General features: G+C 74.7%; 14 protein-coding genes. 6 read left to right on the top strand and 8 right to left on the bottom strand.

Annotated features, from left to right (window positions below; genetic code table 11):
* Positions 1-24: 24 nt before the first annotated feature.
* From ACIQF6_RS23475 to ACIQF6_RS23440, 8 genes are all read right to left on the bottom strand, one after another.
* Positions 25-1,197: an AAA family ATPase gene (locus tag ACIQF6_RS23475; protein WP_400898050.1), complete on the bottom strand. Its 1,173-nt coding sequence runs from the start codon at positions 1,195-1,197 to the stop codon at positions 25-27.
* Positions 1,194-6,230: a hypothetical protein gene (locus ACIQF6_RS23470; RefSeq protein WP_400898048.1), complete on the bottom strand. Its 5,037-nt coding sequence runs from the start codon at positions 6,228-6,230 to the stop codon at positions 1,194-1,196. Before ACIQF6_RS23470 ends, ACIQF6_RS23475 begins: the two co-directional genes overlap by 4 nt.
* The gene (locus ACIQF6_RS23465) at positions 6,227-7,081 is read right to left on the bottom strand and encodes a DUF4132 domain-containing protein (RefSeq protein ID WP_400898046.1); all 855 of its coding nucleotides are present in this window, start codon (positions 7,079-7,081) and stop codon (positions 6,227-6,229) included. The genes ACIQF6_RS23470 and ACIQF6_RS23465 overlap by 4 nt, the downstream gene beginning before the upstream one ends.
* Before the next feature lie 180 nt (positions 7,082-7,261).
* On the bottom strand, positions 7,262-7,942 hold the full coding sequence (locus ACIQF6_RS23460; RefSeq protein ID WP_400898044.1) for a DUF4232 domain-containing protein: 681 nt from the start codon (positions 7,940-7,942) through the stop codon (positions 7,262-7,264).
* A 158-nt stretch (positions 7,943-8,100) separates the two neighbouring features.
* Complete coding sequence (locus tag ACIQF6_RS23455; protein ID WP_400898042.1) at positions 8,101-9,588, bottom strand: alpha/beta hydrolase; 1,488 nt, start codon at positions 9,586-9,588, stop codon at positions 8,101-8,103.
* 209 nt (positions 9,589-9,797) lie between these two features.
* The gene (locus ACIQF6_RS23450; protein WP_400898040.1) at positions 9,798-10,481 is read right to left on the bottom strand and encodes a DUF4232 domain-containing protein; all 684 of its coding nucleotides are present in this window, start codon (positions 10,479-10,481) and stop codon (positions 9,798-9,800) included.
* Between the two features lie 472 nt (positions 10,482-10,953).
* A complete protein-coding gene (locus tag ACIQF6_RS23445; protein WP_400898038.1) occupies positions 10,954-11,601 on the bottom strand; it encodes a response regulator in 648 nt (215 codons plus the stop codon).
* Positions 11,598-12,803 (bottom strand): sensor histidine kinase, encoded by a 1,206-nt coding sequence (locus tag ACIQF6_RS23440; RefSeq protein WP_400898036.1) that lies wholly within the window; start codon positions 12,801-12,803, stop codon positions 11,598-11,600. Before ACIQF6_RS23440 ends, ACIQF6_RS23445 begins: the two co-directional genes overlap by 4 nt.
* A gap of 135 nt (positions 12,804-12,938) precedes the next feature.
* Here ACIQF6_RS23440 and ACIQF6_RS23435 point away from each other — a divergent pair, with 135 nt between their 5' ends.
* From ACIQF6_RS23435 to ACIQF6_RS23410, 6 genes are all read left to right on the top strand, one after another.
* Positions 12,939-13,850 carry an ABC transporter ATP-binding protein gene (locus tag ACIQF6_RS23435; RefSeq protein WP_400898034.1) on the top strand — a complete coding sequence of 304 codons (912 nt, stop codon included), beginning with the start codon at positions 12,939-12,941 and terminating at the stop codon, positions 13,848-13,850.
* On the top strand, positions 13,847-14,668 hold the full coding sequence (locus ACIQF6_RS23430) for an ABC transporter permease subunit (RefSeq protein WP_400898032.1): 822 nt from the start codon (positions 13,847-13,849) through the stop codon (positions 14,666-14,668). Before ACIQF6_RS23435 ends, ACIQF6_RS23430 begins: the two co-directional genes overlap by 4 nt.
* Positions 14,669-14,700: 32 nt before the next feature.
* Positions 14,701-15,891: an alpha/beta hydrolase family protein gene (locus tag ACIQF6_RS23425; RefSeq protein WP_400898030.1), complete on the top strand. Its 1,191-nt coding sequence runs from the start codon at positions 14,701-14,703 to the stop codon at positions 15,889-15,891.
* A 197-nt stretch (positions 15,892-16,088) separates the two neighbouring features.
* On the top strand, positions 16,089-18,290 hold the full coding sequence (locus tag ACIQF6_RS23420; protein WP_400898028.1) for an MMPL family transporter: 2,202 nt from the start codon (positions 16,089-16,091) through the stop codon (positions 18,288-18,290).
* Between the two features lie 171 nt (positions 18,291-18,461).
* Positions 18,462-19,697 carry a sensor histidine kinase gene (locus tag ACIQF6_RS23415; protein WP_400898026.1) on the top strand — a complete coding sequence of 412 codons (1,236 nt, stop codon included), beginning with the start codon at positions 18,462-18,464 and terminating at the stop codon, positions 19,695-19,697.
* The gene (locus ACIQF6_RS23410; RefSeq protein ID WP_400898024.1) at positions 19,694-20,368 is read left to right on the top strand and encodes a response regulator; all 675 of its coding nucleotides are present in this window, start codon (positions 19,694-19,696) and stop codon (positions 20,366-20,368) included. The genes ACIQF6_RS23415 and ACIQF6_RS23410 overlap by 4 nt, the downstream gene beginning before the upstream one ends.
* The last annotated feature ends 3 nt before the right edge of the window (positions 20,369-20,371 follow it).

Below are 20,371 nucleotides of genomic sequence, written 5' to 3'. Positions count from 1 at the left end.
TCGTCGCGTGAGCGGTCACGGTGGTCAGTCCCCCAGGGTGGGGCGCAGGTCCCACAGGGTGCGCCAGGTGGTGGAGCCCTGTTCGGCGCGGCGGCGGACCGGGCCGTCCCAGTAGCCGAGCAGGCGGGCCGTGTCGGCGGGGTCGTCCTTGCGGACGACGCCGACGAGTTGGCCGGGGAGGCGGGCGAGGGTGTCGGCGCCGTCGAGGTAGGCGGCGGTGACGCCGAGCGCGGTGGCGACCGAGACGGCTTCGGCGGTGCTCATGACGGTGGAGGGGCGTTCGACGTCCCAGCCTTCGACGGAGCGGCCGGTGCGCAGGTCGCGGAAGGCGGTGACCAGGGCTTCCAGCACGGCGTCGTCGACGGCGTAGGGCGCGCCGGCCCGGGCGACGGCGGCGGTGGACTGACGGCGGACCAGGTCGATCTCGGCGGCGAGGTCGCCGATCGGGCCGACCGTCTCGAAGTTGAAGCGGCGCTTCAGCGCGGCGGACATCTCGGAGACGCCCTTGTCGCGCAGGTTGGCGGTGGCGATCAGCGTGAAGCCGGGCGCGGCGTGCAGTTGGGCGTCCGCGCTGCCCGCCAACTCGGGGACGGCGATGCGGCGTTCGGAGAGCAGTGAGACCAGGGCGTCCTGCACCTCGGGCAGGCAGCGGGTGACCTCTTCGACCCGGGCGACCGCGCCGGTGGTCATCGCGGTGAGCACCGGCGAGGGGACCAGGGCTTCCCGGCTGGGGCCCTTGGCGAGCAGCAGGGCGTAGTTCCAGCCGTACTTGAGCTGGTCCTCGGTGGTGCCGGCGGTGCCCTGGACGGTGAGCGCGCTGGTGCCGCAGACGGCGGCGGCGAGCAGTTCGGAGAGCATCGACTTGGCGGTGCCGGGCTCGCCGACCAGCAGCAGGCCGCGTTCGCCGGCCAGCGTGACGACGCAGCGTTCGACCAGGGCGCGGTCGCCGACGAACTTCGGTTCGACGACCGTGCTCCGGCGCCCGTGCTTGAGCTTCTCGCCGCCGCTGCCGAGGACGAAGGTGACCACGGCGCGCGGGGTGAGCCGCCAGCCGGGCGGGCGCGGGCCGGTGTCGTGGGCGGCGAGGAACTCCAGTTCGGCGGCGTACTTGTCCTCCGGCAGGACGATCTGGACGGTCTGCCGGTCGGGCGCGGTGCTCACGGTGGTGTCCTCACTGAGGTGGGCCTGCGGGCTCATCGGCGGCCTCGCCGACGGGTGTTGGTGGTGAGCTGCTCGTAGCCGGGCCGGTCGCCGTCGGCGATCCGCTGCCGGGCGAGGGCGAACAGTTCGGGCGCGGGGAGGTGCGGCAGGATCGCCACGTCGGACGGGATGTCGTACAGGCCGGCCTTCCAGACCTCGACGGGCAGGCTGGGCGACTTGGCCTCCTGCCAGCCGCCGGGCAGGAACAGGCTGCGGCCGGCCCGGGACCGCTTGGCCTCCAACACCAGGTCGGTGGCGGCGAGTTCGGCGCGGGCGCGCTTGAGCCGGGCGGGCTTCCAGCCGGTCCACCGGGCGGTGTTGCGGTCGGTCGGGTCGGGGAGGGCGAGCAGTTGCAGGTAGAGGGCGGCGGCGTCCTCGCCGAGGCCGAGGGCCCGGGCGGTCTCGGCGACCAGGGCGGGGGCGCTGCGCTGCGGGTCCTGCGGCCAGCCGACCGGTTCGTCGGCGGCGGAGCCGTGTGCGGTCAGCCGGGTCAGGTCGTCGCCGAGCAGCTCCCGCAGGGCGCCCAGCCCGTCCCGGGCGCGGCGGGCGCCGGTCAGGTCGGCGAGCAGGACGAGCAGCGGGTCGTCCGGGCCGGCGAGGGCGGCCGGCCGCAGGTGGGCGGTTTCGCCGTAGGGGCTGGGGGCCAGCACGATCGCCTCGCCGCAGGCCACCGGTTCCTCGCCGGTGGTGCCGTCCTTCTCCGGCAGGCCGAAGTGGCCGCGCAGCACGGCCGCGAGCGGCCGGTCGCGGACGGTGGAGTACCGGCCGAGGTCCAGCAGCAGGCCCGGGTCGGCGAGCCGGGTGCGGATCGCGGCCAGCGCCCGGGGCAGTGCCGGGCGCAGGTCGGAGCCGTACGGCAGGCGGTGGGCCAGCCAGCGGAGTGCGTCGAGCGCCCGGGCGAGGGTCCAGGTGCCGGGGATCGCGCCGGGGTCGTCGGGGAGCAGGTCGACGCCGTTCTCGGTGGGGCGGATGCGCTGGGTGGTGGTGCGGGCGATCCAGCCGGTGGTCTCCGGGTTGAGGACCTGTTCGAGCGCGGAGATGCTCGTCCCGCTGACGGCGGCCTGGTCCTCCTCGGGGAGGGTCCGCAGGCGTCCGCGGCGTTCGATCCAGCGCGCTGCGGCGGCATCGGAGGCCCGGCCGTCGGACCAGAGCAGGGCCGGGTCGGCGGGGAGCAGGGCGGCCAGGACGGCGTCCAGGTCGGGGCGGTCGACGGTGTTCAGCCACTCCTTGGCGGCCTTCACCTGAGTGGCCTTCAGCTCGAACCGGGCGAGGTGTTCGGCCGTGGGGAAGTCGCTGGACCAGTAGAACAGCCCGGGGGGCATGGCGAGCAGCAGGGTCGAGCGGGTCCGGCCGATGCCGGTGGCGGCGTCGAACTGCTCGGCCTGCTCGGGCTTCCAGGCGGCCGGGCCGTGCTGGGCGAGCAGGGAGGTGAAGCGGGCGGTCCAGTCGGCGGTCAGCTCGTCGCGGACCCGCCGTTCGTCGGTGATGGTGAAGTCGGCGACGGGCCCGAACTCGCCGGACGGGTCGTGTTCGATCGCGTCCCAGTGCAGGGCGTCCCGGTGGCTGTGGCTCTCCAGCACGACCACGGTGCGCCTGCCGTGGCGCAGCACCTGACCCAGCCGGGTCGGGTACGTCCCGGACGTGGCGGTGTTCGTCCCTCCGCCGGTGTCCTTCTGCTCGCTGAGCGTCACCTGACGGAGCGTCGGACCGCCGTCGGCGAGCGGGCCGCGGGTCAGCTCGGCCAGCAGCAGGGCCAGCGCGGACCGGGCGGGCTGCTCGGTGGCGGGGCCGGCGGCGGCCAGCGCGATGGGGGCGGTGCGGCCGAGCAGTTGGGTCCAGCCGTGGCAGCCGCCCCGCAGGGGGAGGCGGCGCGGGTCGGCGGTCCACTCGGCGGGCCGGTCCTGCGGCGGCGCGGCCAGCAGGTCGGTGACGGTGCGCAGGTTGCCGAGCACGTGCCACTGCTTCGACCCGCGGTTCCAGCTCTGCCCGAAGCCGTCCAGGCGGCCGAAGACGCCCTCCAGCGCCTCCGCCAGCGCCCCGTCGTCGCCGTGTTCCGGCTGGTACCCGGCGGGCGCGGCCGGGGCGGCCGGGGTCTCGGCCTCGGGCTGCGGCAGGGGTGCGAACCGGGCGGCGCGGGTCGCGGTGTCGGTGGCGGTCCGGGCGAGGCCGGCGACGCCCGCGGCCAGCAGCGGGTCGGTGAGGCCCGGCAGCAGTTCGGTGACGGCCGCGACGGGGACGGCCTGGACGGCCCAGGCGCCCGCGACCTGCCGGACGGTCCCGCGGATCAGCAGCAGTTCGGCGCGCAGCGGCGGTTCGGCGTCCGCGGCGTCCACCGGCCAGGCGGCGTCGAGGAGTTCGGCGGCCTGCTGGTCGGTGACGGTGCGCAGCAGCTGCGAGCCGGCCTCGTCGCGGGGGCGCAGCGCGTGCCAGTGGTCGAGCGGCGGCACCAGGGCCGTTCCGGCGGCGTGCAGGTGGCCGGGGTGGGAGGTGGTGAGGTCGGCGAGCTGCTCGGTGGCGCGGCCGGTGCCGTCGACGGGGCCGAGCACGACGCTGCGGTCGGTGGCGGCCAGCGCGAGGGCGGCGCCGCCGGGCAGTTGGAGTCGGCCGACCGGCCAGTGGCCGGACGTCGGCAGGGTGACGGCGCGGCCGTCGACGCCGTGGAAGGTCGCCCGGTCGGGGCCGGTGCGCAGCCAGCCGCCGAGCAGGGCGCCGTCGGTGCCGAGCGGGGTGTGCTCCAGTCCGGGTTGGAGCGGCAGCAGCCGGGACTGGAGCGGCCGGAGGGTGCCGGCCGGGTCGCCGTCGGTGGCGAACAGCGGCGGCGCGGAGGCCCGGCCGTGGGCGCCGGTGCCGGGGTCGTACTCGACCAGGGTGCCGCGGCGGTGCGTCCAGTGGCCGACGCCGTCGCTCAGCACGAGGCGTTCGGCGGGCAGCGCGGTGTCGCCGGCGTGCAGGACCCGGCCGCCGGTGGCGCGGCCGCCGCCGGGCAGCGGTATCGAGGTCCGGCCGATGTTGTGGGGGCCGTAGTAGCCGATGTCCAGGGGTTCGCCGGTCGGCGTGAAGACCTGGTCGGGCCGGCCGGACCAGTAGGCGCGCGGGCCGTCCGACTCGCGCCAGGCGACCAGCAGTTCGCCGTCGACGTAGCGCAGCCGGGGGCTGTGCCAGCGGGGCAGGTCGGCGGGGCAGCGCAGGTCGTGTTCGAGCAGGATGCCGTCGGGGCCGACCACGACGGCCTTGCCCTTGCGCGCCAGGATCAGGGCCGGCCAGGCGTCCTCGATCTGCAGGCCGTTGCGGTTGATCCGGCCGGGGACGCGGCCGGCCTGGTCGTCGTCGTGGCCGATGCGCCGCAGCGCCTCTTCCAGGGCGGGCCAGCCGAGTTCGTCGAGGATGCCGGCCCGCAGGGTGTGGCCGAGCAGCGCGGCGACGTCGAGTCCGGCGATCCGGGCGGCGGCGGCCGGGTTGACCTCGATGACGCAGTTGCGGACGCGGCCGAGTGCGGTCAGCAGGCTCAGCGCCCCGGACAGGCCGGTCGCGGAGCAGAGTTCGTCGGCCCGCTCGTCGGCCCATTCGACGAACAGGGCGCGCAGCACCGGGTACTGGACGGCGATCGGGCCGAGCCGGCCGCCGCCGTGCCGCTCCCAGACCGCCGGGACGGCGTTCTTCAGGGCGGTGCGGAAGCGCGGGTCGGCGGCGACGGCCGCCAGGTCGCGGCGGCCGTCGCCGCTGTCCTCCAGCCAGGGGCCGAGGTGGACGGTCGGGGTGTCGGCCGGGTCGGCGACCGGGACCTGTTCGGCGAGCAGCAGGTCGAGGAGGTTGAGCGCGGTCGGGTGCTTGGGGAGCAGCTCGACGGGGACGGCTTCGGTGCGCAGCCGTTCGGCCATCCGCCCGGCGAGTTCGACGGTGGCTCCGCAGGCGGGGCGGGAGCGCCAGCCGCGGTCGAGGTGGGCGGTCCAGCGCTGGAGCCAGCGGGCGGCGGGTTCGGCGCCGGTGGCCTTCGGGTCCGTCAGGAGGTCTTCGGCGCCGGTCTCCCGGAGCAGCGTCAGCCAGTCGGCGTCGGTCGCGGCGTCGTCCCTGGAGCCGCTCGGGGTGGGCAGGATCTCCAGCAGCCGGGCCGGTACCGTGTCGTCGCGCCCGGCCAGTTCGACCAGGGCGCCGCGCCAGGACTTCCACACGGCGGCGGGCGCCCGGCCGATGGCGGAGGACGTCAGCAGTTCGCCGATCAGCAGCTGTTCCTGTTCCCGCCGGTCGAGCCCGGCGGCCCGGATCAGCTGCCGGGCGTCCTCGGCGATGCCCGCGTACGGGGCCATGCCGGCGGCGGAGCGTTCCGCGCACAGCTGGCGGAAGCGCTGCCAGGCGGTGGGCGCGTCGAGTCGCCCGGCGAGGTCCTTGACGTACTGGCGCAGCGCCTTGACGGTCAGTGCGCCGCCGAGGGCGAACTCCAGGAAGACGGCGCGCAGCCGTTCCTCGTCGATGGCCAGGCTGTGGGTGCGTTCGGCTTCGCGGGCCTTGCCGAAGTACGTCGCGGCGTAGTTCTGGTTGCCCTGGTCGAGGAAGATCCGGCCGACCTGTTCGCAGTAGGTGGGCAGGAAGTGCGGGACGGCGCGGCCGAGGCGGACGGCGAGTTCGTCGAAGCCTTCCTTGGCGTTGCCGGGCTTGGACTTGACCTGGCGGGCGAGGCGTTCCATCTCCTTGACGACGGCCAGCGCGTGGTGGCCGTTGGCGGGGTCGTGGACCAGCGCCCAGGCGGGGAAGCCGAGTGCTTCCTGCCGGACCTGGCCGACCTCGACGGGTTCGGCGGCGGGCTCCAGGCCGAGGAATTCGACGGCGAGGTCCTCGGCGGGGCCGAGGGCGCCGGGCACCAGGCGGACCACGGTGCGCCCGTCCAGCCCGGGGTGCCGGTAGCTGCGGGCGGTGAGCGTGTCGACCGTGCTGTCGGCGTCAGCGGCGGCGGCGACCTGGCCGGGCGTCAGAACGGCGCCCGCGTCGAGCAGGTCCTGCTGGTACTGCGCGTCGGTGCGGGTGTGGTCCGTCATGCCGACTCCTCCCCTTCGACGGTACGGCCGGCGTACAGCGCGGCGGCCATGCGCATGCCTTCGGACCAGGCCACCGGGCCCACTTCGGCGAGCGGCACGGGCCGGCCGTCGGCGCCCGTCCAGTGCAGCGCGCCGGTCTCGCACTCGTCGTACTCGTAGTAGTCGCCCACCCACAGGCGGGCCTCCAGGGCGCGGCCGGCGTCGACCAGCGGGACGATCGCGTACCCGCCGCGGACGCGGTGGCCGAGCCGGGTGCAGCGGCCGACCAGTTCGCGCAGCTCCCGGTAGCGGCCGCCGGCGTAGGTGTCGACCTGGGTGGCCGTCGGGTCGAGGTCGGCGGGCCGCTGCCAGACCTCGCGGTGCAGCTGCTGGAGCTGCTGGGCGACGTCCAGTTCGAGGGCGAACTCGCGCAGCTCGTCGAGGTCTTCGAGCAGGACGGGGTGCGGGATCCGGATCTCGGCGTCGGTCAGACGGACGGTGTCGCCGTCCAGGTCGACCACGCCGAGGCCGCGCTGCGGGTCGGCGTCGCGCAGGAAGCCGGCCACCGAGCCGTCGGCGCCGGTGACGACCAGGTCGCGCAGCACCGACCGCCAGGTCTCGTCGGCCCAGACGGCGCCGATCACGGCGGCGGGCACCGGGAGCGAGCGGACCATCCACCGCTCCGCCGTCGCCAGGCACTGCCGCTGGTGCGCGTCGAGCCACTCGGCGAGGCGGCGCAGCTGGACGACCGCCGGGTCGTCCTTGAGCTTCGCCGGCACCGTCTTCAACCGCCGGCCGGCCGCGTTCCGGCACGCGACCTTCCCGTCCGCCTCCAGGGTGACCTGATAGTCACCCGCTGTCAGCCATGCCACGTCAGAGCCCTCCCGGCCGCCGTTCCTGAGCTGGGAGGAAACGTATCCGGCCACACCGACAAGTGATCGTCCGGCCCTCGCGGTCACCGGTCCGGGAACGGCGTCGGCCCCGGTCTCCCGCCGCACTCGGGGAGATCGGGGCCGACTGAGGGGCCGGCCGAAGGGCCGGCCGATCCGGTGTCAGCGGGTGGCGCTGACCGGCCGGACGTAGGTGACCGGGTGGGTGGCGCCGCTCTGGTCCGCCGGGTTGACGCCGCTCCACTGGACCGTCAGCTGCGAGGTGTCGTCCGGCGGGGTCAGGACGACCTTCTGCACCTTGAACTCGGCCCCGCCCCCGCCCGCGAACGGCAGGTAGTTGATGATGATGTACGCCCTGCCGCCGGGCTGGAGGGTGACCGTCTGGATGGCGCCCTGGGCGCGCACCAGGTTCCAGGTGCCCCGGGGTCCGACCAGGTCCACGCCCGGGTAGCCCTTCATGGTGCAGGTCGCGCCCGAGGTGTTGGTCAGCTCGATCTCCTCCGCGCCCTGGTCGTCCGGCGTCTGCGCGCCGGTGCCGTCCGCGGGCGCGGCCTTCAGGTCCGCGGCGGTGCACTTGCGGCTGCCGCCGGCGGCGCCCCCGGCCTGGGTGTTCGTCGCCTTGGCGGCCGGGGCGCTCCCCGCGGTGGCGTCCGGCGTCGCGCTCGCCGGGGCGGCCGGCTGGCCTGCGGGCGCGGAGGCCGACTGACCGGTCGACGCGGAGGCCGCCGGGGCGGCCGACGACTTGGCCGCGCCGCCGTCGGCGGCATCGCTGCCGCACGCGGTCAGGGTGAGACCCAGCGCGGCCACCAGGCCGGCGGCAGCGGAGAGTTGACGGGTACGCATGATGGTTCTCGCTCATGGTTCTGCGGCCCGTGGACGGGGCCGGTGCGGTTCGTGCGGCCGGGTCGCCCCGGCCGCACCGCATCCTGACCGACGCCGATGGACGTTCGATGCACACGTCCGGGCGCCGGTGTTCACCGGTGAGCGTCAGTGCCGGTCGTTCACCGGGTGCTCGGTGCGGGGCAGGAGAGGTCGCCGACCGGGAGTTGGCCCGTGGTCAGGTAGCGCGTGGCGGCGGTGTCCGCGCAGGACCCGTTGCCGTAGACACCGTGCCCCTCTCCGCCCAGGACGGTGACCATCCGGGAGCCGTGCAGGGACCGGTGCATGCTCCGGGCGGCGGCCAGCGGCGTCTGGGAGTCCCACTCGTTCTGCAGGATCAGCGCCGGGGCGTTGTTGTCCACCGTGGTCGGGGCCTCGTCGCCGGGCTGCCAGAAGGCGCACGGCTTGATGCCGGAGGCGAAGTCGCCGTACAGCGGGTACCGGGCCTTGTCGCGGATGACGTCGCGCCGGTACTGCTCGGGGTCGCGGGGCCAGGATGCGGCGGTGTCGCCGCACATGACGGTCCAGAGGGCCGCGAGCTGGTTCTCCGGGGGGAGTTCGGGGTCGGCCGCCGGCGCGGCGGGCTTGTCGTCCTGGGCGGCCTTCTTCAGTTCGGCGACCCAGTCGGCGGCCTTCTTCTCCGTGAAGAAGATGTCGCGCACGGCGCGGATGTCGTCGCCGGTGAGGGGGCCGTCGCCGGTGTCGACGGGCGTGCGGTCCGCGTGGGCGACGATGTCCCAGAAGGTGCTGCGGACTTCGGCCGGCGTCCGGCCCAGGTGGTAGGTGGCGTCCTGCCCCGCGGTCCACTCGCTCCACCGCGTGAAGGCGGGCTCGGTCGCCTGCGCCATCTGCTGGAAGGTGCCCCGCCCGTACTGGGTGGGGTCGACCGCGCTGTCCAGCACGAACCGGTCGGCCCGCTGGGGGAACATCTGCAGGTAGACGGCGCCGAGGTAGGTGCCGTACGAGCCCCCGTAGTAGGAGATCTTCTTCTCTCCCATGGCGGTGCGGATGAGGTCCATGTCGCGGGCGGTGTTGCGCGTGGTGATGTGCCGCAGCCTGTCCCCCTCCGCGGCGGCGCACTTGTCGGCGACCGTTCGCGCCCACTGCACGTCCTTCGCGAACGTCTCGGCGTGGTAGGGGCGGTCGATGTTCAGCTCGTCGGGGGTCAGGCCGCAGCTGATGGGCGAGCTCTGCCCGATGCCCCTCGGGTCGAAGCCGACCAGGTCGTACCGGTCCTTCACCTCCTGCGGGAGGACCGACTCCATGGCCGCCGGCAGCCCGAGGCCCGGCGCGCCGGGGCCGCCGGGGTTGAACAGCAGTACGCCGCGGCGCTGTTGCGCACTGCTCGCCCGCAACCGGTTCACCACGACGTCGAGTTGCTCGCCGCCGGGGTTGCCGTAGTCCAGGGGCACCTTGACAGTCGCGCACTGGTAAGCGGCGGGCGTCTGCTCGTCGCAAGGACCCCAGCGGAGCGTCTGCTGCGTGTACGGCCGCATCGGGTCCTTGGCGGCGGCGCCGGACGCGGCGAAGGCCGTCGCCGGTGTCAGCGTCGCGGCCAGGACCACCGCGGCGCCGACGGCCGCGAGAGAGGGTATGTGTGTGTTTCGCATCGCCGTACTGTTCCTTCGAGTTGTGGAGGCGACCGGGCCGGTGACGCCCGGCACCGCGGTCACCGTGACCGTCTCCGCCCGCTTCGGGCCGGACACGATCATGGCTCCCGGGGGTCCGGTCACACATCGCGAGAAGGAGGGAAGTGGCTCTCCCTCGAACGGGGGAGCAGCACGGCGCGCTCGACAGTCGCCCGCCGGCGAGGGGCGCGTCAGCGGTGGGCGATGATCGGGTTGATGTAGGTGACGGGGTGGGTGGCGCCGGTCTGGTCCTGCGGCATGACGTCGAGCCACTGGACGGTCAGCTGGTGGGTGTCGTCCGGCGGGGTGATGACGATCCGGTCGACCTTGAACTCGACCTCGCCGTCGCCCCCGTAGGGCAGGTAGGTGATGCTCACGTACGCCTTGCCGCCGGGCTGGAGGGTGACCAGTTGGGGGCTGCCCTGGGCGCGCACCAGACTCCAGGTGCCCCGCGGTCCGACCAGGTCCACGCCCGGGTAGCCCTTCATGGTGCAGGTCGCGCCGGACTTGTTGGTCAGCTCGATGGCCTCCTCGCCCTGCGAGTCGGGCACCTGCGCGCCGTTCATGTTGGCGGGCTCGGCGTTCAGGTCGGCGGCCGTGCACTTGCGGGGGCCGGACCCGGCCGCGGCACCCGCCTGGACGGTCTCCTTGGCGGCCGGCGTGGCGTTCGCCGGGGTGCTCGCCGGGGTGCTCGCCGCGCCGGCCGCCGGCGTCGCGTCGGCCGGGGTGGCCGGCTGGCCGGTCGACGCGGAGGCGGCCGGCGCGGCGGACGTCTTGGCCGCGCCGCTGTCGGCGGCATCGCTGCCGCACGCGGTCACGGTGAGACCCAGCGCGGCCACCAGACCGACAGCGGCAGACAGTTGACGGGTACGCATGATCGTTCTCGCTCACGTTCTACGGCCCGCGAACGGGACCGGGGCGGTTCGTGCGACCGGGTGCCCCCCGGCCGCGCCGCATCGTGATCGACGCCGATGGACGTTCGATGAACACGCCCGGCGCCGGCGCCGACGGCCCGTCAGCCGGGCGCGGAGTTCGGCGAACGGTGTGCGGTCTTCCCGCCCCGGGCAGCGGACAAACCCCCGCCGGGGATCCCGGTCGTACCCGCAGGCGAGCCGGACCTCCTGCACCGACGGCGTCGGCAGGTGCGGTGCGGATCGCCTCCGGCCGGCGGCGGGACCGCCCCCACCGGCTTCCCAGCCGAGGTCCGGCCCCGGGTGCGCCTCCGGCCGGCGACGGGTGCTCGGGCGGCGGCGTCGCCACCGTCCTCGGCGCCCCTCCCGGTCCCTGACCTCTTCCGTCGCCCGCCCGAACTCGCCGAGCGCGCCCGCAGGCCGGCGGGCCGGCTGTTCACGACCGGCCGACCAGCCCCGACTCGTAGGCCGTGATGACGAGTTGGACCCGGTCCCTCGCGTCGAGCTTGGTGAGCAGCCGGGAGATGTAGGTCTTGGCGGTGGCGGTGGTGAGGTGGAGTTCGGTGGCGATCTCGGTGTTGGAGCGGCCGAGGCCGACCAGGGTGAGGATCTCGCGTTCGCGGGTGGTGAGGCCGTCGAGGGTGGCCGGGGCGGCTGGGGCCGGCCGGCGGGCGAAGTGGGCGATCAGGCGGCGGGTGACGGTCGGGGCGATCAGGGCGTTGCCGGCGGCGACGACGCGGACGGCGGCGAGGATGTCGTCGAGTTCCATGTCCTTGACGAGGAAGCCGGAGGCGCCGGCCTGGAGCGCGCCGTAGACGTGTTCGTCCTGGTCGAAGGTGGTGAGCACGAGCACCTGCGGAGCGTCCGCGCGGCCGGTGATGTGCCGGGTGGCTTCGATGCCGTCCATGCCGGGCATCCGGATGTCCATCACGACGATGTCGGGCCGGAGTTCGGCGGCGAGCCGGACGGCTTCGGCGCCGGTGCCGGCCTCGCCGACCACCGTCAGATCCGGCGCGTCGGTGATGATCATGTCGAGGGAGGCGCGGACCAGCGGCTGGTCGTCGACGAGCAGGACGCGGATCATCGGGCGGGCTCCAGGGGTGCGAGGAGGTCGGTGCGGGCGGGGATCGGGAGGGGCAGTGTCGCGGCCACCCGGAAGCCGCCGTCCGGCTGCGGACCGGCGGTGAACTCGCCGTGCAGCAGGGCGGCGCGCTCCCGCATGCCCACCAGGCCGTACCCGGTGCCGTCCGAATGGCGGGGCCCGGGGCCGGAGTTGACGATGCTGACGGCGAGTTCGGCCGGGTGGAGGCCGATCGTGACCTCGCAGGCGCGCGCCCTGGCGTGCCGGACCACGTTGGTCACGGCTTCCTGGACGATCCGGTAGGCGGAGAGTTCGATCTCGGGCGGCAGCGGGCGCCGTTCGCCGGACCAGCGCAGGTCGACCCGGACGCCGGCCGCCGTGGTGGCGGCGGCCAGCCGGGGCAGGTCGTCCAACCCCGGTGCGGGGGAGGACTGTTCGTCGGCGGATTCGGGTTCGGCGTCGCGCAGGGCGCCGAGCAGGCGGCGCAGCCCTGCCAGGGTTTCGCGGCCGGCGTTCTCGACCTCGCCGAGTGCGGCGCGGGCCCGTTCGGGCTGGGTGTCGAAGACCCGGCGGGCGGCGCCGGCCTGCATCGCGACGATGCCGATGTTGTGCGCCACCATGTCGTGCAACTCGCGGGCGATGCGCAGCCGTTCGGAGGCGATGGCCTGTTCGGTGGCCTGTGCGCGCAGCGTCTCGGCGTGGGTGTGGCTCTGGTGGACGGCGTGTCCGATCAGCCAGGCGATGGCGGTGGCGAGCGCGCCGGTGACGGTGGTGCTGCCGTAGTCGTCCATCCCGGCCAGGGCCCGCAGGCCGGAGTAGCCGAGTAGGGTGCCGAGCGCGAGCGCACCGGCGATGACGGAGGTGCGGGTGGGCCGGGTGGCCGCGAGGTAGCAGATCGCCACGTCGACGACGAGGTACTGGAGCAGGGGGATGTCGGCGACGGCCATCGCCATCACCGACGCGATGGTGCCGAACAGCAGCAGGCAGAGCGCGGTGAGCGGGCGGAGTCGGCGGCGGCCTGCGGCGAGCACGGCCAGCGCGGCGACCGATTCGGTGCCGAGGTGCAGGTTGAGCGGGGAGATGCCGTCCCGGGTGTGCATCTGCTCGAAGACGGTGTACGCGGTGACGGCGAACCAGAGCAGCACCATCCAGGTGCCGGGCGCCACGCGGGAGAGGACCTTGGGCGGCACCCGGGTGAGATTCATGCCCCGAGGGTAGCGATCATGATCGCGGCGGCGCAGTCGTCCACGGATGACATCCCGGAGTTGATCGTCCGTCACCGCGATTGTCGTCCGCCGCCGACTGCGCCCGGGCGGCGGCGCCGGGCAGAGTCTGGTCCCGTGATCGAAGTTACCCGTCTCACCAAGCGCTACGGCCGCGTCACCGCCGTCAACGACCTTTCCTTCACGGTCCGTTCGGGCCACGTCACCGGATTTCTCGGCCCGAACGGTGCGGGCAAGAGCACCACCTTGCGGATGATCCTCGGGCTGCACGCGCCGACCTCCGGTTCGGCGACGGTGTCCGGCCGCGACTGCCGCGGGCTGCGGCGGGCGCTGCGGCAGGTGGGGGCGCTGCTCGACGCCGGCGACGTGCACGGCGGCCGGACGGCCCGCGACCAGTTGCGGTTCCTCGCCCGAAGCAATGCGATCCCGGCCGGCCGGGTGGACGAAGTGCTGGGCGAGGTGGGCCTGTCGGCGGCCGCGGACCGGCGGATCGGCGGGTTCTCGCTGGGCATGCGGCAGCGGCTGGGCATCGCGGGGGCGCTGCTGGGCGACCCGCCGGTGCTGATCTTCGACGAGCCGTTGAACGGGCTGGACCCGGAGGGCGTGCTGTTCGTCCGGGGCCTGTTCCGGCGGCTGGCCGCCGAGGGCCGCACGGTGTTCGTCAGCAGCCATCTGATGACGGAGATGGAGCACACCGCGGACCGGCTGATCGTGGTCGGGCGCGGCGAGTTGCTCGCGGACGAGACGGTGGCGGACTTCGCGGCCCGCGGCTCGCAGCACACCGTGCAGGTCCGCACGGCCGACCCGGCGGAGCTGCTGGCCGCGCTGACCGCCGAGGGCGCCCGGGTCGCGCAGGCGCCGGACGGCCTGCTGACGGTGACCGGCCTGGACGCGGCGGCGATCGCCCGGACCGCCCTCGACCGCCGGCTGCTGATCCACGAACTGACCACCCGGACGGGCTCGTTGGAGCAGGCCTTCATGGAACTGACCGGCAGCAGCGTCGAGTACGCGACAGGAGCACACGCATGAGCACCGCAACGGCCGGGCCCGGGGCCCGGTTCACCGACCTGCTGGCCGCCGAGTGGATCAAGCTGCGCTCCCTGCGGTCGATCCCCTGGTTCCTGCTGGCCGCCACGCTGACGATCGTCGGCATGAACGCCAACGGCGCGCGCACCTCGCGCGCCGAGTTCGGCTCCTGGACGCTCCAACAGCAGGCGTACTACGCGAAGTTCGGGGCGCTGCACGACGCGTTCACCCGGCCGTGCGCCACGCTGGTGCTGCTGATGATGGGCGCGCTGGGCGCGATCGCCATCCTCAGCGAGCAGACCACCGGACTGCTGCGGACCAGCCTCGCCGCCGTCCCGGCCCGCCGGGAGCTGCTGGCCGCGAAGGTGGTGGTGGTCGCCGCGGTGAGCGGCGGGTTCGGCGTGCTGACGGCGTCGGTGTCGTTCTGGCTGGACGAGGCGATCCTGGCGGGCCGGTACGGCGGCGTGTCGATCGGCGATCCGGGCGCGCTGCGGCTGCTGGCCGCCTCCGCGCTGCTCGCGCCGCTGGGCGCGCTGGTCGGGCTGGCGCTGGGCGCGGTGATCCGGCACAGCGTCACGGCGATGGTCGCGATGTTCGCGGTGCTCTTCCTGATCCCGATGTTCGTCCACGACGACACCCACCTCGGCGCGGTCGTCGCCCACACGCAGCCGTTCGAGGCCTGGGCCCGGCTGGGGCTGGTCGGCGAGATCACCGGCGTGCGCTTCCCGTCCTCGCTCGGCGGGGCGTGGACGGTCTACCCGGTGTGGGCGGCGGTCGCCGTGCTGCTGGTGATGACCGCCGTGCCGAACCGCGACCAGTGAACCCCGCCCGTCACCTGCCTTCAGGAGATCCGATGACCGCACTGACCCGCCGCCGTCTGCTGGGCGCCGCCCTCGCCCTCGGCGCCGCCGCCCCGCTGGCCACCGCCCTGCCCGCCCGGGCCTCCGCGAGCACCGCGCCGAGGCTCGCCCTGCCCGCCCCGACCGGCCCGTTCCCGGTCGGCACGACGCCCCTGCACCTGATCGACACCTCCCGCCCGAGCCCCGTGCCCGGCCTCGGCCCGCACCGCGAACTGATGGCGGGCGTCTGGTACCCGGCTGCCCCGGCGACCGCCGACCTGCCGCTCGCGCCCTGGCTGTCCGACGGCGCGATGCGGGCGTTCCTGGCGGACGTCGGCTTCCCGCTCGACCCTGCGCTGGCCCCGCTGACCTCCGCCCGCCTCGGCGCGCCGGTCCACCGGACCGGCCGCCGGCTGCCCGTCGTCGTCCACTCGCACGGCTCGGGCAGCCACCGCGGCGACCACACCGTGATGGTCCAGGAGCTCGCCAGCCACGGCTACGTGGTGGTGGCGATCGACCATCTCGGCAACTGCTTCAGCGAACTGCCGGACGGCCGCGTCCTGACGCCCGCCGACGCCGCCGGCCCGATGTACGCGCTGGACTACGCCGCCGACGCGCGCTTCGTCCTGGACTGCGTCGAGCAGCTCGCCGCCGGGCACAACCCGGACGCCGAGGGCCGCCCGCTGCCGGACGGGCTGGGCGCGGCCCTCGACACCTCGCGGATCGGCATGTTCGGCTGGTCGAAGGGCGGCACCGCCACCGCCTGCACCATGCTGGCCGACCGCCGGGTGCGGGCGGGGCTGGCCGTGGACGGCCCGATGCAGCCCGGGCCGGGGCAGCCCACCGTCACCGCCGACCTGGACCGGCCGTTCCTGCTGATGACCGCCGCGTTCCCGCGCGCGACGGACCCGAACGTCGCCGCGTTCTGGTCGCACCTGCGCGGCCCGCGCCTGGAGGTCCGCGCGGCGGGCGCCGTCCACGTGTCGTACGGCGACAACGTCACGCTGATCCCGCAGGCCGGCCGGCTGCTCGGCCTGTCGGAGGAGCAGATCCGGCAGATGGTCGGCACCATCGACCCGGCCCGCGCCCTGCTGATCCAGCAGGCCTACCCGCTCGCGTTCTTCGACCAGCACCTGCGCCACCGCGCCGCGCCGCTGCTCGACGGGCCGTCGCCGCGCTTCCCGGAGGTCGCCTACCTGCCCTGATGCCCGGCGAACGACGCCGATCGGGTGAACGCTACTGCGGACGCAGTACGCAGAAGCCTGCGCAGGGACGACGCCGCAGGTGGGGGCGGTGACGAAGGATGGAACACGCTGCGGGTGGTCCGCGCCGGGAGAGAGCGCGGTGCCACCTGCGGTGTGTTCTGCGACCGTGCACCGAATCCGAAGGAGGCCGCTCCCCCGTGGCCACGTTCCTGTACCGCCTGGGCCGCTGGGCCTTCGACCGGCGCAAGCTGGTGACCCTGCTGTGGGTCGCCGTGCTCGCCGTCGGCGGAGTGCTCGCGGCCAAGGCGCCCTCGCCGCCCGCCGACGCCTTCTCGATACCCGGGACGGAGGCGCAGAAGGCCTTCGACCTGATGAACCAGCGCTTCCCCGGCGGCCACGCGGACGGCGCGCAGGCCCGGATCGTGTTCGTCGCCCCGGACGGTCAGAAGATCACCGCGGAGTCGAACCAGCAGATCGTCGAGAAGACGGTCGGCGAGCTGGCGCACGCACCCGAGGTCACCGGCGCGGTCGACCCGTTCCAGGCCCACGCCGTCTCCCAGAACGGCACCACCGCGTACGCCACCGTCACCTTCTCGGCCAAGGCCGGCGAGCTGTCCAAGGAGGCGACCGCCGCCCTGGAGCAGGCCGCGCAGCACGGCCGGGACGCCGGGCTGAAGGTCGAGATGGGCGGCACCGCGCTGGCCAGCCACGGCGAGGCGGGCGGCAGCAGCGAGGCGATCGGCATGGCGCTGTCCGCCGTCGTACTGGTGATCACCTTCGGGTCGCTGGTCGCGGCGGGCCTGCCGCTGCTGACGGCCGTGGTGGGCGTCGGCCTCGGCATGGCGCTGATCACCGCGCTGGGCAGCACCCTCGGCCTGTCCTCCACCACCGGCACGCTGGCGATGATGCTGGGCCTCGCGGTCGGCATCGACTACGCGGTGTTCATCGTCTCCCGCTACCGCGCGGAACTCGCCGAGGGCCGCGCCCCGCGCGAGGCCGCCGGGCGGGCCGTCGGCACGGCCGGTTCGGCCGTCGTGTTCGCCGGTCTGACCGTGGTGATCGCGCTGGCCGGCCTGTCGGTGGTCGGCATCCCGATCCTGTCGAAGATGGGTCTGGCCGCCGCCGGAACGGTCGTCATCGCCGTGCTGGTGGCGCTGACCCTGGTGCCCGCGCTGCTCGGCTTCATCGGCCGCAAGGTGCTGCCCCGCAAGGAGCGCAAGGCCGCCGCGGGCGGCGACCGGAAGGCGGCCGGCGACAACGGCGGCGCCCGCTGGGCCAAGTTCGTGCTGCGCCGTCCGCTGCTGGTGCTGATCGGCGGTGTGGTCGGCCTCGGCGTGATCGCCGCCCCGGCCATGGACCTGCGGCTGGGCCTGCCCGGCGACGAGGCGAAGTCGACCTCGACCACCGAGCGCCGCGCCTACGACCTGCTGTCCCAGGGCTTCGGCCCGGGCTTCAACGGCCCGCTGACCGTCGTGGTGGACGCCAAGGGCACGCCCGACCCGAAGGCCGCCGTCGACAAGGTCGCCAAAACCGTCTCCGGCCTGCCCGGTGTGGTCGCCGTCGCCCCGCCGATCTTCAACCCGGACGGGAACACCGCCCTGGTCAACGCGATCCCCGCGACCGGCCCGGCCGAGGTGCAGACCAAGGACCTGGTGCAGGCGATCCGCGACGACGCGGCCGGCCTGAAGGCCGACACCGGCGCGACCGTGCTGGTCACCGGCAGCACGGCGATGAACATCGACGTGTCGCAGAAGATGTCCGACGCGCTGGTGCCGTACCTCGCGGTGGTGGTCGGCCTGGCGATCGTCCTGCTGTTGCTGGTGTTCCGCTCGGTGCTGGTGCCGGTGAAGGCCGCGGTCGGCTTCCTGTTCTCGGTGGCCGCCGCGCTCGGCGCGGTCGTCGCGGTCTTCCAGTGGGGCTGGCTGGCGAGCCTGATCGGCGTCGACCAGACCGGTCCGGTGATGAGCATGATGCCGATCTTCATGGTCGGCGTGGTGTTCGGCCTGGCGATGGACTACGAGGTGTTCCTGGTCACCCGGATCCGCGAGGGCTTCGTGCACGGCGAGAGCCCCTCCGAGGCGATCGTCACCGGCTTCCGGCACAACGCCCGGGTGGTCACCGCCGCCGCCCTGATCATGATCTCGGTGTTCGCAGGCTTCATCGGCATGAACGAGTCGATGATCAAGATGATGGGCCTGGGCCTGGCCGCGGCCGTCGCGTTCGACGCCTTCGTGGTCCGGATGGCGCTGGTCCCGGCCGTCCTCGCGCTGCTCGGCCGCCGCGCCTGGTGGCTGCCGCGCGGCCTCGACCGGATCCTGCCGGACGTCGACGTCGAGGGCGCCAAGCTGCACGCCGTCGCCGACGAGCCTGCCGAGGAGCGGGAGTCCGTCACCGCCTGACCGGCGACAGCGCTGCGGGCCCGGACACCGTTCGGGCCCGCAGCGTTACCGTTGCAGGGCGGGGCCGTCCCACCGGGGCGGGCCCCGCCGTCACGCGCCGACCCGGCGCGTTTCCCCGTCTTCCCCCCCGTCTTCCCCCGTCGAACCCCAGGGCCCGGCCCGGAGAGCACTGTGACGAGTACCGACATCTGGCAGCGCCTGCGCCGCGACCACCCCCGGCTGCTGGACGCCGCGGGCGGCGTCGCGCTGCTGCTGGTCGTCACCCAGGGCGTCAGCGCGGACCAGAACAACGGCCATTTCGTCCTGCCCGGCACCGTCTCCCTGGTGCTCGCCGGGGCCTCCGTCGCCGCCGTCTTCCTGCACCGCCGCTTCCCGCGCGCGGTGGTCGCCGCCACCCTGGCGTGCACCATGGGGCTCGGCGTGACCAGCGCCCGGCTGACCGTCGCGCTGGGCGCGCCGCTGCTGGTCGCGCTGTTCCTGCTGGCCCTGCGCACCGACCGCACCACCGCGCTGCGTGCCTCGGTCGTCAGCGCCGTGCTGCTCGCCGTGACGACGCTGGCGTTCGGGCCGGACGGCCCGATCGGCGAACGGCTGGGCGTGCTCGCCTGGGCGCTGCTGCCCGGCGCGCTCGGCGACTCGGTCCGCAACCGGCGCGCCCACCTGGCCGCGATCGAACGCCGCGCCGAGCGCGCCGAGCGCACCCGCGAGGAGGAGGCCCGCCGCCGGGTCGCCGACGAACGCATCCGGATCGCCCGCGACCTGCACGACGTCGTCGCCCACCACATCGCCCTCGCCAACGCCCAGGCCGGCATCGCCGTCCACCTGATGGACCGGCACCCCGACCGGGCCCGCGAAGTGCTCAGCCACCTCACCGAGGCGACCGGCTCCGCCCTCCAGGAACTGCGCGCCACCGTCGGCCTGCTGCGCCGCGCCGAGGAGCCCGCCCCGCTCGAACCCGCGCCCGGCCTGGACCGGCTGCCCGACCTGATCGGCGCCTTCCAGCAGGCCGGCGTGCCGGTCCGGCTCACCGTCGTCGGCGAGCCCCGCCCGCTCTCCCCCGGCGTCGACCTGACGGCCTTCCGGATCGTCCAGGAGTCGCTGACCAACGTCGCCAAGCACGCCCGCGGCGCCGACGCCGAAGTCACTCTCGGCTACACCGGCAGCCGGCTCGCGCTGACTGTCGCCAACGGCCGGGCGACCGGCCGGCCCGCGCCGCCCCGCCAGGGCGGGCCGGGCGGCTTCGGCCTGATCGGCATGCGCGAACGGGCGGGCGCGGTGGGCGGCCGGCTCAGCGCGGACCGCCGGCCGGACGGCGGGTTCCTGGTCGCCGCCGAACTGCCGCTGCGCACCGGCAGCCGCGACAGCACCGCCCGCACCGACCTCGACGACAAGGACCTCCACCGATGACGATCCGCGTCCTGCTCGCCGACGACCAGGCCCTGCTGCGCGGCGCCTTCCGCATGCTGATCGACGCCGAGGACGACATGGAGGTGGTCGGCGAGGCCTCCAACGGCCGCGAGGCCGTCGAACGCGCCCGCGCCACCCGGCCCGACCTGGTCCTGATGGACATCCGGATGCCCGACGGCGACGGGCTCGCCGCGACCGCCGAGATCTGCGGCGACCCGGCGCTGTCCGGCACCCGGGTGCTGATCCTCACCACCTTCGAAATAGACGAGTACATCACCCAGGCGCTGCGCGCGGGCGCCGACGGCTTCCTCGGCAAGGGCGCGGCGCCCGCGGAACTCCTCGCCGCGATCCGCACGGTGGCGGCCGGCGACGCCCTGCTGTCGCCCGCCGCCACCCGCGCGATGATCGACCGCTTCCGCGCCCAGCCGGGCCCGGCCGCCGCGCCCGCGGCCGACCGGCTGGACGTGCTCACCGCCCGCGAGCGCGAGGTGATGGCGCTGGCCGCGACCGGCCTGAGCAACGAGGAGATCGCCGAGCGGATCTTCGTCAGCCCGCTCACCGTCCGCACCCACGTGCACCGGGCGATGGCCAAGCTGGACGTCCGCGACCGCGCCCAGCTGGTCGCGCTCGCCTACCAGTGCGGCCTGGTCCCGCCGGGCCCACCGTCCTGACGG

It is taken from the genome of Kitasatospora sp. NPDC092948 (assembly GCF_044754805.1).
In the GTDB taxonomy this organism is placed as follows: domain Bacteria; phylum Actinomycetota; class Actinomycetes; order Streptomycetales; family Streptomycetaceae; genus Kitasatospora.
This window is presented reverse-complemented; position numbering and strand designations above follow the sequence as displayed.